Raw genomic sequence first — 14,639 nt, 5'->3', positions numbered from 1 at the left:
TCAGGGAGCCTCCCGAAGGAGCTGACCGCGCTTGAACACGGTTCCTGCACTGTTCGAGTCAATCGTCGCCCGACAGGGCGGAGAGCCCGCCCTCGTCGACGGGGAGGGCACCCTCGGGTACGCGGAGCTGAACACCCGGATCAACCGGCTCGCCCGCAGGCTCATTGCGCACGGTGTCGGTCCCGACTCGCTCGTTGCGGTCGCGATGCCGAAGTCGAGAGAACTGATCGTGGCGATCATGGCGGTGCTCAAGGCCGGCGGCGCCTACCTCCCGCTCGACCCGGACTATCCGGCGGAACGCCTGTCGTTCATGCTCTCCGACGCGCGGCCGGTGCTGCTGCTGCGGTCCTCCTCGGTGGCGCCCCTCGGCGCGGGTCCGGAGGAACTCGTCCTCGACGACCCGGCGTTCCGTGCCACGTGCGCGGCTCTGCCGGGGCACGACGTCGCCCAGCACGAGCGCCGCGCCGCACTGCGCCCCGAGCACCTGATGTACGTCATCTACACCTCGGGGTCGACCGGAACGCCCAAGGGTGTCGCCGTGCCGCACAGCGGTGTGCGCGACATGGCCGCCACCCAGGCGGCCGTCCTGCGGCCGGGCCCGGGCGACCGCGTGCTCCAGTGGGCGTCCATCAGTTTCGACGCCGCCTTCTGGGACGTGTCCCTGGCGCTGCTGTCCGGGGCGGCTCTCGTGATGGTGCCCGCCGACGACCTGCTGCCGGGCCATCCGCTGTGGAACACCTTGCTCAAGTACGGCATCACGCACGCGGTACTGCCCCCGGTGGCGCTCAGCGAGACCGACGCCGAGGACGTCCTGCCCGGCGGGACCGTCATGTCCACGGGGGACAGCTGTACGCCGACGCTGGTGCGCAAGTGGTCGCGGGCACGGCGGATGTTCAACGGTTACGGTCCGACCGAGGTGACCGTCGGGGCGACGATCGCCGGGCCGGTGCGCGACGCCGGTGACATCGGGATCGGCACTCCGTGGTTCGGCAAGGAGGTGCATGTGCTCGACGAGCGCCTGCGCCCGGTGCCGCCCGGCACGGAGGGCGAGCTGTACATCGCGGGCAGCGGGCTGGCGCGCGGCTATCTCAACCGGTCCCCGGCGACCGCGGCGAAGTTCGTGGCCGACCCGTTCGGGCCGCCGGGCACCCGGATGTACCGCACGGGCGACCGGGGCCGCAGGGGCCCGGACGGCGAGCTGTTCTTCGCGGGCCGCGCCGACGGCCAGGTGAAGCTGCGCGGTTTCCGCGTCGAACTCGGTGAGATCGAAGCCCGGCTCGCCGCCCATCCGGCGGTGGACGTCGCCGTCGCCGTGGTGCGGGGTGAGCTGGCCGACGCGCATGTCGTCGGCTACGTCACCACCACGGCGCCGGTCGAGCCGGGTGATCTGCGCGCCCATGTCGCCGAGTCGCTGCCCGCGCACATGGTGCCCGCACGGGTCACGGTGCTGGAGCGGTTCCCGACGCTGGCCAACGGCAAGATCGACCGGGGGGCACTGCCGGACGCGAGCGCTGAGGGACTCCCCGGCGGCGGGCGGGCGCCGGACGCCGTCGAGGCCGATGACTGCGCGGTCGTGGTCTGCGCGATCGTGCGGGACGTCCTCGGGATCCCGGAGGCAACGGCCGCCGACAACTTCTTCCAGCTCGGCGGGCACTCCGTGCAGGCGACCAGGCTGGTCGCCCGGATCCGGGAGCGGTTCGAGGTCGCGCTGTCGATCCGGACCGTGCTGGAGTCGGCGACGATCGGCGAGCTGGCCGCGGCCGTCGAGAGCCGGCTGCCCGGCTGACGGCCGTCAGCGGAAGGCGACCGGCAGACTGGCGTAGCCGTTCAGGAAGTTGGAGTAGATCGGGGCGGGCCGGCCGCACACCTCGATCTCGGCAACCGACTCGGTGAGCGCGCTCAGCAGTGCGCGCAGCTCCGCCCGGCCGAGGAACGCGCCGACGCAGAAGTGCGGGCCGTGGCCGAAGGAGAGATGCTTGTTGGGCGAGCGGGTCGGGTCGAACCGGCGCGGCTGGTCGAACACTTCCTCGTCGTTGTTGGCGGAGGTGTTCCACAGCGTCACGATGTCGCCCGCGCGCACCTGCCGGCCGCCTATCCGCATGTCCCGGGTCGCGGTGCGGGCGAAGTGCATGGCCGGCGTGGCCCAGCGCAGCACCTCCTCGACCGCCGTGTCGATCGCGGCCGACCCTTCGCGCAACGCCCGCCACTGGGCGGGGTGCTCGGCGAACGTCTTCACCGCACAGATCGCCGACACGCGGGAGGACTCGTCGCCGCCGAGCACGAGGCTGTAGCAGTTGAGCGCGACCTCCTCCAGCGTCAACGGGCGGCCTCCCGCCTCCGCCGTCGCGATCATGCTGATCACGTCGTCGCCGGGGTCGCCGCGGCGGTGCCGGGCGAGGTCCATGAAGTAGCCGATGATCTCGTTCCGGGCCTCCAGGGAGTCCAGCCGGTCGGACTCGGCGTCGTCCGAGGAGAGGGCCAGCTTGTTCCAGCGCAGCAGCTTCTCGCGGTCCGCCTCCGGAATGGAGAGCAGATCGCAGATCGTGTTCATCGGGATGTGCTCGGCGACCTCCGCCGCGAAGTCGAACTCCCCTTGCCGCGCGACGGTCTTGATGAGCCGTGACGTCCGTTCCCATACCTTCTCCTCCACCGCGCCGAGGACGCGCGGGGAGAAGGCGCGCAGCATCAGGTTGCGCAGCTCGCGGTGGCGGGGCCGGTCGGTGACCGCTAGCATCTTGCCGCCTGCCGAGTCACCGCCGCTCAGCAGGACGTCCAGTACGGTCCCGCGAGCGGAACTCAGGGAGCGTACGTCGGCGTAGCAGGACAGCACGTCGGCGTGACGGGCGACGACCCAGAAACCGGGATTTCCCTCGTGCCAGTACACGGGCCGGTGCTTGCGCACGTCGCGCCAGAACTCGTATGCGTCGTGCCGTACGAAGGCGGTCGCGTCGGTCAGGTCCAGCTCGGTCGGGGTGGTCATGCCCAAATCGTCACATCGGCGGCGCCGACGCCGGGAAGCTCTTGCGCAGGTCTTTCCTCTTGAATGAGAGACGAAAGATTGCTGATCAGCTGGTTCCTTCCCGTGTCACGCTCAGGAATATGGGTCGTTGGACGCGCCGGATCGTCCGGCTGCGGCCGGCAGATCACCTATGACGAGGAGGCGGCGTCCTGAGTACTCTGACGTATGGGGACTATCTCCAGATGGAGACCCTGCTTTCGCTCCAAGAGCCGCAGGCACCCCACACAGCCGGCCGCGCGGTCGTCCTGGCCGAACAGTTCTTCATCATCACCCACCAGTCCTGCGAGCTGTGGCTGAAGCAGCTCGGGGCTGATCTGGACGCCGCTGCCGAGGCGCTCCTGCCGCCCTGTGACCCGCATGATCTGGAGCTGGGGCTGGAATTCCTGCTGCGGTCCGGCGAGTTGATACGGGTGCTTCAGCAGCAGTTGCTGGTGCTGGAGAAACTGCCACTGCGATACTTCGCCGAGTTCCGGACCTATCTGGACGCGGCGAGCGGCGCGCAGTCCGCGCAGTTCCGGCGGCTGACGGCACTGCTGGGCAACAGCCACCACCAGGGCAGTCTCTACGAGGCGTTCGCGACGGCGGTCGAGTACCACGGGCAGTCCGTGCACGACGTCTGCCGACGTGGCGTGGAGTCCGGCGTGCTGCACCGCCTCGCGGAAGCGCTGGTGGACTTGGGGAACGGGTACTGGCACTGGAAGGTGGCACACCTGGCGCTGGTGTCGAAGATGATCGGGGAGCAGGGCGGAACCGGCGGCTCAAGCGGTGTCGACTTCCTTGCCCGCCGAGTCACCCGACCCTTCCCCGAACTTCGCCGGCTGCGCGGGAAGGTGCACCACTCATAGCCTTTCGGCCGCCGATCGGTACCCATGCATGAGGGCCTCCTGTGGTCGGGCGTGGATGTCGCAGTCCACACCGGCCCCAGAAGGCCCTCAGTTGATCAAGCACCCCGCACACGTGTCACCAACATCCCGGGGCGGCCACCTAGCGGGCTTCGATCTCCAGCGCGTAGCCGCGGCCCCAGGCCGTGCGGATGACTAGGTCGGTCGGTGACAGACGGCGGCGGAGCCGCATGATGTGGAGGTCGAGCGAATTCCTCGTCGGCCTCTGCACGGATTCCGCGAGCCGTTGTGAGAGTTCATGCCGGTACACCACCTCCCCGAAGTGCTCGATGAGCAGCTCCATCAATTCGGTCTGGACATTTGAGATGGTGATCGAATGCGGACCGAAGGTGAGTGTTCCCGCGGAATCGAGGGTTGGTATCTGCCGGCTGTCGAGCCGGTTCTGGAGAGCCCTGACCCGGGCGTCGAGATCATCCCGGGAGATGGGCGCTCGGACCCAGTCCTCGAAGGGGTCGTTGCAGACCGGCGGACGGGCACCCGCCTCCACCACGAGGAGACGGGGTACGCCGTCCCTCCTACATCGGTTCCGAAGGTCTATTTGTGCCGGCCATCGGACGAACATGACATCGCTGGTCGTGCATTTCACAGTGTGTGCGCCTCCCCGTCGACGCAAATTGATGGTTCTTGTCATCGTCGGCCGACGGCGTTCTCACGTCGGCCAAGCAGGCGTAACAGGCCGCAGGCCGTGGTGGTGTGGTTCGGTCTCCACGGCCTCGCCCCGCACAGGTGCCGCCTTTCTCAGACCGGCACCCAGAGCCTTGCCTCACGGCACAACGCTAGCCGTTCATCGCCTCCCGAAGACTGCGCGGCCGCATGTCGGTCCAGTGCTCCTCCACGTAGGCGACGCTCTCCGCCCTTCCGGCGGGGCCGAAGACGCTGCGCCATCCGGCGGGCACCTCGGCGAAGGCCGGCCACAGGGAGTGCTGGTCCTCGTCGTTGACCAGCACGTGGAACTGGCCGTTCTCGTCGTCGAACGGATTGGTGCTCACTATTTGTCCTCCAGGTCTCGTTTCAGCACGTGCGGGTTCGAACAGGGTCACTGTGCTGCCCGCAGAATCCGGTTGATGGTGCGGCTGATCTCAGCCGCGTTCCGCGGCCAGTACATCTCGTTGTGAGCGCAGGCCATGTCGATGCGCTGCACACGACCGTCGACGTGTTCCTTCCAGAGCACGTCCAGGTCCTCGTCCAGTTCCCGCTTGTCGTGGGTCTCCGGGTCGAGGAGTGCGTTGAAGAAGACGACGTCACCGCGGTACCGCGGTGAGGTGAACCGCCGCATCTGCTCCATCTGTCCGATGAAGATCGAGGAGGCGGTGGTGACGAGCGACGGGTATTCCTCCATCCCTGCCAGGTGTCCCATGTAGTTGGCGAGGTAGCGGCGGACCATGGACTCGTCCAGCGCTTCCAGGTCGGCGAAGTGGCTGGAGGGCGCGGCGTCCAGCAGCGCCAGGAGTGCCACCTCGTGTCCGCGGCGCTGGAGTTCGGCCGCCATGGCGTGCGCGAGGGTGCCGCCGAAGGACCAGCCCAGCAGGTGGTAGGGCCCGCTCGGCTGGACCTGGAGCACCTGCCCGAGGTAGTCCTCGACCATCTCCTCGATGGAGCCGGCCGGCGCAGTGGTCCCGTCGAAGCCGCGTGCCTGAATACCGTACAGCGGCCAGGCCGGGTCCAGGTGGCGGGCGAAGCCGAGGTAGGGCCAGCTCAGCCCGCCGCCCGGGTGCAGCCACCACAGAGGGGGCTGTTGCCCCTCGGTGCGGATCGGCAGCAGGACGGCGAACGGGTCCTCGAAGTCGGCGTCGACGTCGGTGGACAGCTGTGCCGCCAGCTCGGCGACGGTCGGATACTGGAATACCGTGCGGATCGGGACGTCCAAGCCCAGCTTCTCGTGGATCCGCCAGACCAGACGGGTCAGCCGCAGGGAGTGGCCACCGCAGGCGAAGAAGTCGTCGTCGATGCCGATCCGGTCCAGGCCCAGCACCTCGGCGAAGAGCGCGGCGAGTTCCTCCTCGCGCGGGGTGCGCGGGGCCCGGTGTTCCCCGTCGACCGGGTCCGGCTCGGGGAGCGCGGCCCGGTCCACCTTGCCGTTCTCGGTGAGCGGCAGCCGGTCGAGGACGACGATCTCGGCGGGCATCATGAACTCCGGGAGCCGGCCGGCGAGCCGCTCGCGCAGCAGGGAGGGCAGCCGGGAGGCGCGGCGGGAGACCGCGGGGACGTTCGCCAGCCGGGCCGAGGCGGCGCCGGCGGGCCGGTACAGGCCGTCGCAGCAGACGGCGTCGACGTCGGGCAGGACGGCCGCCTCGTAGCAGTCACCCGCCTGGGCCGACCACGTGCAGTACACCGCGAGCCCGCGCCGGGCGCCCCAGGCCTCCAGTTCGGCGGGGTCGAGGGTGCCGCCCAGTTCGGCGGGAGCGCCCCATTCGGCGGCCTCGCCGGCCAGGCGGGCGTTGGGGACGCGTGTCAGGCGGAGCCGGCCGCCGTGCCGGGCCAGCGCGGTCTCCAGGTCGGCCAGTTCGCGGACCTCCGACGCCCAGACCGCCTCGGGCAGGTCGCCGAGGTCCAGCGGCTTCGCCGGCGCCTTGTGCAGCACGACCTCGTAGCGGTGCCGGGTCAGCTCGTTGTGGTGGGTGCCCTGCTTGAGGCGGATGTCGGCGGCGACGGCGTCCGGGCGGGCCTCGGCCCAGCGGGTGAAGAAGCCCGGGTCGACGACGAGTTCCTTCTCGGCGAGCACCGCGCGTTCGACGGCGGCCTGCACGGCGGCCGGGCCGTCGGCGGGCTGCCGGCAGCGGTGCACCGCCGCGGCGAACGTGCGCAGGGTGCGGTAGTTGCGGACGTCGCCGAGCACGACGCGTCCGCCGGGTGCGAGCCGGTCCATCGCGAGATCGAGCACCTGGGCGAGGTAGTCGGCGTCCGGGAAGTACTGCACGACCGAGTTGAGGATCACCGTGTCGAAGTACCCGGCGGGCAGGCCGTCGGCGTCGTCGGCGGGCTGGCAGCGCAGGGTCACCTTGCCCGACAGCCGCCGGTCGGCAATGGTCTGGGCGCGCAGTCGTTCGATGACGGGCGCCGAGAAGTCGGTGCCCCAGTACTCCTCGGCCTCCGGTGCGAGCGGGCCGAGCAGCAGGCCGGAGCCGACGCCGATCTCCAGCACCCGGCGCGGGCGCAGGGATCGCACCCGCGCCAGCACCGCCTCGCGCCAGGACCGCATCTCCGCCAGCGGGATGGGGCGGCCGGTGTAGGAGCTGTTCCAGCCGGTGAAGTCCTCACCGACCGTGTCGGTGGCGACTTCTGTCCCGCCGTACATGGTGTCGTAGATCTCGCGCCACTCGCCGACCTGTTCGGTGGCGTCACGGCCGGTGGACGCGGTGCTGTCGGGCACCACGTAGGCGACCATGCGGCGTTCGCCGAGCCGGTCCCGGCGCACGGCGACCACCGCGTTCGCCACGCCGTCCTGTTCGCGCAGCGCCGCCTCCAACTCGCCCGGCTCGACGCGGAAGCCGCGCAGCTTGAGCTGGTCGTCGCTGCGGCTGACGTAGTGAAGGCGACCGGCGGTGTCCCAGCGCACCAGGTCGCCGGTGCGGTACACGCGCGCTCCGGGCTGTGCGGACGGGTCGGGCACGAAACGGGTGGCGGTCAGGCCCGGGCGGCCGGCGTAACCGCGCGCCACGCCGTCGCCGCCGATGTACAGCTCGCCCACCACGCCGGGTGGCACCGGCCGCAGCCGGTCGTCCAGGACGAGGAGCCGGCTGCCGTCCATCGGGGTGCCGATGGGCAGCGGGTCGGTGCACTGCGCCGGGGAGGCCATCCGGTGCCGGGAGGCGAACGTGGTGGTCTCGGTCGGGCCGTAGCCGTTGACCACGGTGACGCCGGGGCAGGCGTCGAGGACCGCGCGGACGGCGGTCGGCGACAGGACGTCCCCGCCGGCCCACACCTCCTGGACGGCGCCGAAGCACTCGGCGTGCTGTTCGGCCATCACGGCGAACAGTCCGGCGGTCAGCCACAGCGCCGTCACCTCCCGCTCGGTGATCACCCGGGCGAGTTCCGCGGTGTCCGGCCGGCCGGCGCGGGCCACCACGGCCGTGCCGCCGCCGAGCAGCGGCACCCACATCTCGTACGTCGACGCGTCGAAGGTGTGCGGCGAGTGGACGAGGACGCGGCGATGGGCGCCGGTGCGGAAGCAGCCGTCGAGCGCGAGGTCGACGACGTTGCGGTGGGTCACCTCCACGCCCTTGGGGCGGCCGGTGGAACCCGAGGTGTACATCACGTAGGCGATGGCGTGCTCGCCGACGCCCTCCACCTCGGGCGGCGAGTCGGGCAGCCCGTCGAGATCCTCCTCGGCGAGTCCCTCGTCCACGATGACCGCCGGATCAAGGTCCGCGAGCAGGAAGTCGATGCGCTCGGGCGGGTAGGTCGGGTCGACCGGCGCGTAGGCGGCACCGGCCTTGAGGACACCGAGGATGGCGGCGACCAGCAGCGGCGAGCGTTCCATCACGAGCGCGACGCGGTCGGCCGGGCGGGCGCCGCGGGCCCGGAAGTGGTGCGCGAGGCGGTTGGCCCAGCGGTCCAGTTCGGCGTAGGTCCAGCTGAGCGTGGAGTCCGCGGAGACCAGCGCGGTCGCGTCCGGCGTCGCGGCGACCGCGGCGGCGAACCGCTCGGGAAGGGTGCCGGCCTCGAACCCGGCGCTTCGGGCCGGGCCGCCCCAGGCGCTCAGCACCGCGCGCTCGTGCTCGGTCAGGACACCGACGGATCCGATGGGCGTGTGCGGCGCCGCGACCGCCTGGCGCAGGAAGTGCAGCCAGCGGTCGAGCAGTGTCCTGACCGTCCCCGCGTCGAAGAGTTCGGTGGCGTACTCCGCGAAGCCCTCGATGCGGGCCGGTGCGCCTTCCTCGTCCCGTTCGGTGACGCTGATGAACAGGTCGAAGCGCGCGGTGCCCAGGGAGAACGGCTCCTCGGTCACGGTCAGGCCGGTCAGGTAGAACTCCGGCCGCGTGTTGTTCTGCAGGGCCAGGCACACCTGGAAGAGCGGGTGGTGGGCGGGCGAACGGACCGGGTTGAGCACCTCGACCAGGTGCTCGAACGGGATGTCCTGGTGGTCGTAGGCGGCGAGGCTGCCCTCGCGGACCCGGCCGACGAGTTCGGCGAAGGAGGGGTCACCGGAGGTGTCAGCACGCAGCACCCACGTGTTGACGAAGAAGCCGACCAGTCGGTTCAGCGCCTCGTCGGTGCGTCCGGCGATGGGCGAGCCGATCGGCACGTCCGTGCCCGCGCCGAGCCTGGTGAGCAGCGCGGCGAGGGCCGCCTGGAGCACCATCGACACCGTGGCGCCGGACTCCCGGGCCATCCGGCGCACGCCGTCGGTCAGTTGGGGGTCGAGTGCGAGCGGCACCAGATCGCCGGCGTACGACGCGACGGCGGGCCGGGGCCGGTCGGTGGGGGGCGTGACGGTCTCGGGCAGGCCGGCCAGCTGGGTCGTCCAGTAGTCCAGCTGCCGCCGGTAGAGGCTGCCCGGGTTCTCGCTGTCGCCCAGCAGTTCCCGCTGCCAGAGCGTGTAGTCGGCGTACTGCACGGGAAGCGGTTCCCACTCGGGCGCCCGGCCCGCGCGGCGGGCCTCGTAGGCGGTGGTGAGGTCCTGGGCGAGCGGGAGGGCGGACCAGCCGTCGGCGGCGATGTGGTGAGCACCGATGAGGAACACCGCCTCGCGTTCGCCGGTCCGCAGCAGCCAGGAGCGGAACGGGATCTCGGCCGCCAGGTCGAACGGGCGGCGCGCCGCCGCCCGCAGGACGCCGGGCAGTTCGGCCTCGGTGACCTCGCGTTCCTCCCAGGGGACCTCGACCACGGCCGGTGGCAGGATCCGCTGGTACGGCTGTCCGTCCGCTTCGCCGAAGACGGTGCGCAGTGATTCGTGCCGCGCGACGACGTCGTGTACGGCGAGGCGCAGGGCGGCCGCGTCGAGCGCGCCGCGCATCCGCAGGGCCAGCGCGACGTTGTAGGTCGCCGAGGGTCCCTCGAAGCGGTGGATGAACCACAGCCGCTGCTGGGCGTAGGACAGGGGCAGCCGTTCGGGCCGGACCTGGGGGCGGAGCGGCGCGCGGAGGTGGTTCAGGGTGGTCAGGTGGGCCGCGAGTTCGGCGACGGTGGGCGACTGGAAGACGGCCCGGATGGGGATCTCCACGCCGTGCTCGGCGCGGATGCGGCTGACCAGCCGGGTGGCCAGGAGCGAGTGGCCGCCGATGGAGAAGAAGTTGTCGTCCACGCCGACCCGGTCCAGACCGAGGACCGCGGCGAACAGCGCGCACAGCGACTCCTCCTCCGGTGTGGCGGGGGCCCGGCCGCCACCGGCCGTGTAGTCGGGCGCGGGCAGGGCGCGCCGGTCGGGCTTGCCGTTGTCCGTCAGCGGAACGGCGGCGATGGGCACGATGGCGGCCGGGATCATGTACTCGGGCAGAGTCTCCCGCAGATGGCCGCGCAGTGCGGGCAGCAGTGCCGTAACGGCGGCGGCGGCCGCGGGGTCGTTCGCCGGGGTGCGTCCGTCGGTGGCCGGCAGGTACGTACCGGTGAGGGGGGTGCCGGCCGCCGGGCCGTCGCGCAGCACGACGACGTCGAGCAGGTCGACCGCATCGGCCGACCAGGTCGGCACCGCGTCCCAGCCGTGCCGGGCGGCCCAGGCGCGGATCTCGGCGGGGTCGAGCGGCGGCAGTTCGGGCGCGGCGGAGCCGTCGAGGCCGAGGGCGCGGGCCGCTGCGGCCTCCTCGGTGAGGCGGGCGTTCGGGATTCCGGTGATCCGCACCGACGGCTCGGGCCGGTCGCATATTCGGTCGGCGAGCCGACCCAGGTCGCCTTCCCAGGCCAGGGTGGGGACGCCGTCGAGCCGTCGCGAGGCGTCCGCCGGTTCCGTGCCCGGCTTGTGCAGCACGACCTCGTAGCGGTGCCGGGTCAGCTCGTTGTGGTGGATGCCGTCCTTGGCGCGGATGTCGGCTCCGGCCGCCCCAGCCCGGTGTGCCCAGCGCAGGAACCACTCGGGGTCGACCACCAGTTCCTTCTCCAGCAGGACGGCCTGGTCGACCGTGGTGCGCAGGACGGCCGGTGCCGCATCGGGGTGCTTCGCCCGCTGGACGCCCGTCTGGAGCGTGCGCAGGGAGGCCGCCCGCCGGATGTCGCCGAGGACGATCCGGCCGCCCGGCGCGAGCAGTTCCCAGGCGCCGTCCAGGACCCGGGCGAGGTAGCGCTCGTCGGGGAAGTACTGCACGACCGAGTTGAGCACCACGGTGTCGAATCCGCCCCGGGGCAGTCCGGTGAGATCGTCGGCGGCCTGGTGGCGCAACCGGACCCGGTCGGCCAGGCCGGCCCGGGTCACCTGGTCGCCGAGCCGGTCGATCACGGCCCGGGAGAAGTCGGTGGCCCAGTACTCCTCCACTCGGCCGGCGATGTGCGCGAGCAGGAGTCCGGTGCCGACGCCGAGTTCGAGGACACGCTCGGGTGACCAGCACAGGACGCCCTTCACGGCGGCGTCGCGCCAGGCCCGCATCTCCTCGAGCGGGATCGGCTCACCGGTGGAGGAGTTGTTCCAGCCGGTGAAGTCCTCACCGAATCCGTGTCCGCTGTCGTCGGAGTAGGTCTGGTCGTAGACCTCCTGCCACTCCCCCACCTGGTCGTCGGTGCCGCAGGCGGGCGGCAGGGCGCCGGTGTCGGGGACGACGTAGGCGACCAGGCGCAGGTCGCCGGGCTGGTCCTCGCGGGCGGTGACGATGGCCTGACGGACGGCCGGGTGCCGGACCAGGGCGTGCTCGATCTCGCCGGGCTCGACGCGGAACCCGCGCAGCTTGACCTGGTTGTCGGCACGGCCGAGGAAGCAGATGTTGCCGTCCGGGAAGAAGCTGGCGCGGTCGCCGGTGCGGTACAGCCTGTCGCCCTCACGCGCGCTGAACGGGTCGCGGACGAAACGTTCCGCGGTCAGCTCGGGCCGGTTGACGTAGCCGACGCAGAGGCAGTCCCCGCCGATGTACAGGTCTCCCTCGACGCCGACGGGGCACGGCTCCATGTTCTCGTCGAGCACGTAGTAGCGGGCGTTGTCGATGGGACGGCCGTAGGGGATGCTGCGCCAGGCCGGGTCGATCTCCCGGACCCGGAAGTAGTTGGACCACACCGTCGCCTCGGTGGCGCCGCCGAGGCTGACGATCTCCGCGCCGGTGAACACCCGGCGGACCTCGTCGGGCAGCGACAGCGGGGTGTAGTCGCCGGAGAGGAACACCAGACGCAGGTCGTCGGTGCCCTGGTACCCGCCGTCCTCCGTGAGCAGGGATGCGACCTGGTTGAGGGTGGTGGGCACCGAGTCCCAGAAGGTGATCGGCTCCGTGAGCAGGACGTCCAGGAGCAACTGCGGATCGCGCTGCTGGACGGCGTCCGCGATGTAGACGCCTCCGCCGCAGCCGAGCAGGCCGAAGATGTCGAAGACGGAGAGGTCGAAGCCGAGCGAGGTGACGCACAGGACGACGTCGTCGGGGCCGAACGCGAACGTGCGGTAACACCAGTCGAGCAGGTTGTGCACCGGGCGGTGGGTGACCGCGACGCCCTTCGGCTTCCCGGTGCTGCCGGAGGTGAAGATGATGTACGCCGTGTTGTCCGGTCCCGCGGCCGGTTCCGGATCGTGGTCGGCGCCGGGCGACCGGGCGTCGGCGAGTTCGACGAGCCGGACGCCGTCCGGCAGGGCCCAGCGCTCGGTGTCCGGCGTGGACAGCACGAGGGAGCACCCGGCGTCGGCGAGCATGCCGGCCACGCGGTCGGCGGGCAGCGCCGGTTCGAGCGGCAGATAGGCGCCGCCCGCCTTGAGCACGCCCAGGACGGCGGCGATCATGGCCGGCCCGCGGGGGACGCCGACGCCGACGACGGTCTCGGGGCCGACGCCGCGTTCCTTGAGGCCCCAGGCGACGCGGTTCGCCCACCGGTTCAGCTCGCCGTAGGTCATGGTGCCGCCGGCCCAGCGCAGGGCGGTGGCGTCCGGGCGCCGTGCGGCCTGCTCCTCGAAGAGCAGGTGGACCGGTCCCGGGCAGTGGACGGGGCGGGCGGTGTCGTTCCACTCGACGAGGATCTTGTGGCGCTCGGCGGCGTCGAGAGTGTCGCCGGACCGGCCGGACCCGGCCTCGGCCGCTGCGCCGACGGTGGTCCTCGGGTCGGCCACGGCCTCCTCGACAACGGCCACGAACCGTGCCGCGATGTCCTCCACGGTGGAGCGGTCGAAGAGGTCGGTGGCGTACTCGATCTCACCCACGACGGAGCCGGTGGAGTCGTCCGGCGCCAGGTTGAAGAACAGGTCGAACTTCGCGCTGCCGGTGGGCAGCGGTTCCATCGTCACGGTGAGACCCGGCAGGTCCAGGTGCGGTGGGGTGTTGTTCTGCCACGCCAGCACCACCTGGAACAGGGGGTGGTGGGCGGTCGACCGCTCCGGCCGTAGCAGCTCCACGAGCCGCTCGAACGGCACATCCTGGTGATCGTAGGCGGCAAGCGCCTTCTTCCGTACCTGTTCAAGCACCCACTCGAAAGTCCGGTCCGCGGTCAACTGCACGCGCAGCGTCCAGCTATTGACAAAAAAGCCCACCAGTTCACTCAGTGCGTCCTCCGTACGGCCCGCGATCGGCGAGCCGACGGTCACATCCTTGCCTCCTCCCAGCCGATGCAGCAATACCACCAAGGCGGCCTGGAGCACTATCGCCGTCGTGACACCATTGGTTTGCGCCAACTTCTCCGCGGCGGCGCGCAGTTCGGCGGACAACCCGATCGGAACCGATCCGCCCCGGAAACTCGCCACCTCGGGACGGGGCCGGTCCAGGGGCAAGGGAAGAGGCTTGGACAAACCGGCCAGTTCCTCGCGCCAATAGGCGCTCTGGACGGAGACGACGCTGTCCGGATCCTTTTCGTCACCCAGCATTTCCTGCTGCCACAGCGCGTAGTCCGAGTACTGCACAGGCAGTTCGGGCCAGTCCGGTGCCGTGCCGGTCACCCGGGCCCGGTAGGCCGTCGACACGTCACGGGCCAGCGGAGCCAGCGAGCCGCCGTCGCCTGCGATGTGGTGGATCACCAGGACCACCAGGAACTCCTCGTCGCCGCTCTGGAGGACGCAACCGCGCAGCGGCACGTCGGTCGACAGGTCGAACCAGCTGCCGCTCACCGACGCCACCACGCCGGGCACCCGCTCGGGGGCCACCCGGCCCCAGTCCTGCCAGGGCAGTTCGATTTCGGCAGGGTCGAGAACACGCTGGTACGGCTGGCCGTCGGTCTCCGCGAAGACCGTGCGCAGGACTTCGTGGCGCACCATCACGTCGCGAAACGCCGCCCGCAGCGCGACGGTGTCGAGCGGGCCGTGGCAGCGCAGGAGCAGCGGGATGTTGTAGGTGGAGGAAGGGCCTTCGAAGCGGTTGATGAACCACATTCGCCGCTGCGCGTACGACAGGGGGGTCATGGTTTTTCCTACCTTTCGGTCATTCTCCGCAGCGGCTTTCGAGTGGAGGCCGGCATCTCGTTCCAGCGGGCGGTCAGTTCAGCGACGGTCGGGGCGGTGAAGAGGATGCGCATCGGGATTTCCACGCCCATTTCCGCGCGTACCCGGGCCACCAGCCGGGTGGCCATCAGTGAATGGCCGCCCAGGAGGAAGAAATCGTCGTCGAGACCGATCCGCTCGGCGCCCAGAACCTCGGCGAACAGCGCGCACAGCGTCTCTTCCCGGGGTGTGCGGG

6 protein-coding genes and 1 pseudogene are annotated in these 14,639 nt (G+C 71.0%); 2 read left to right on the top strand and 5 right to left on the bottom strand.

Translation table 11 applies throughout. From position 1 onward, the window contains the following. Positions 1 to 31: 31 nt before the first annotated feature. Positions 32 to 1,786, top strand: a complete 1,755-nt coding sequence (locus H4N64_RS34415) for a non-ribosomal peptide synthetase (RefSeq protein WP_186286461.1) — start codon at positions 32 to 34, stop codon at positions 1,784 to 1,786. A 6-nt stretch (positions 1,787 to 1,792) separates the two neighbouring features. Here the strand turns inward: H4N64_RS34415 and H4N64_RS34410 are convergent, their stop codons facing one another. Next, complete coding sequence (locus tag H4N64_RS34410) at positions 1,793 to 2,980, bottom strand: cytochrome P450 (RefSeq protein ID WP_186286460.1); 1,188 nt, start codon at positions 2,978 to 2,980, stop codon at positions 1,793 to 1,795. 188 nt (positions 2,981 to 3,168) lie between these two features. Here H4N64_RS34410 and H4N64_RS34405 point away from each other — a divergent pair, with 188 nt between their 5' ends. Further along, a complete protein-coding gene (locus tag H4N64_RS34405) occupies positions 3,169 to 3,864 on the top strand; it encodes a tryptophan 2,3-dioxygenase family protein (RefSeq protein WP_336246882.1) in 696 nt (231 codons plus the stop codon). 139 nt (positions 3,865 to 4,003) lie between these two features. Here the strand turns inward: H4N64_RS34405 and H4N64_RS34400 are convergent, their stop codons facing one another. The 4 genes and pseudogenes from H4N64_RS34400 to H4N64_RS47145 all read right to left on the bottom strand — a co-directional run. After that, positions 4,004 to 4,507 (bottom strand): winged helix-turn-helix domain-containing protein, encoded by a 504-nt coding sequence (locus tag H4N64_RS34400; protein WP_222109746.1) that lies wholly within the window; start codon positions 4,505 to 4,507, stop codon positions 4,004 to 4,006. A gap of 190 nt (positions 4,508 to 4,697) precedes the next feature. After that, positions 4,698 to 4,910, bottom strand: a complete 213-nt coding sequence (locus H4N64_RS34395; RefSeq protein ID WP_113687523.1) for an MbtH family protein — start codon at positions 4,908 to 4,910, stop codon at positions 4,698 to 4,700. A gap of 47 nt (positions 4,911 to 4,957) precedes the next feature. Then, a complete protein-coding gene (locus H4N64_RS34390; protein ID WP_186286458.1) occupies positions 4,958 to 14,365 on the bottom strand; it encodes a non-ribosomal peptide synthetase in 9,408 nt (3,135 codons plus the stop codon). Between the two features lie 8 nt (positions 14,366 to 14,373). Further along, a pseudogene (locus H4N64_RS47145) lies at positions 14,374 to 14,610 on the bottom strand (phosphopantetheine-binding protein); the annotation flags it as partial. Positions 14,611 to 14,639: the final 29 nt, after the last annotated feature.

Origin of the sequence: Streptomyces cupreus (assembly GCF_014257025.1) — a bacterium.
Classification (GTDB): Bacteria; Actinomycetota; Actinomycetes; order Streptomycetales; family Streptomycetaceae; genus Streptomyces; species Streptomyces cupreus.
This window is presented reverse-complemented; position numbering and strand designations above follow the sequence as displayed.

Bases quoted from the DNA above. Each gene is read 5' to 3' on its own strand.
- H4N64_RS34410 (WP_186286460.1), bottom strand. From the start codon at position 2,980: ATGACCACCCCGACCGAGCTGGACCTGACCGACGCGACCGCCTTCGTA.
- H4N64_RS34390 (WP_186286458.1), bottom strand. From the start codon at position 14,365: ATGACCCCCCTGTCGTACGCGCAGCGGCGAATGTGGTTCATCAACCGC.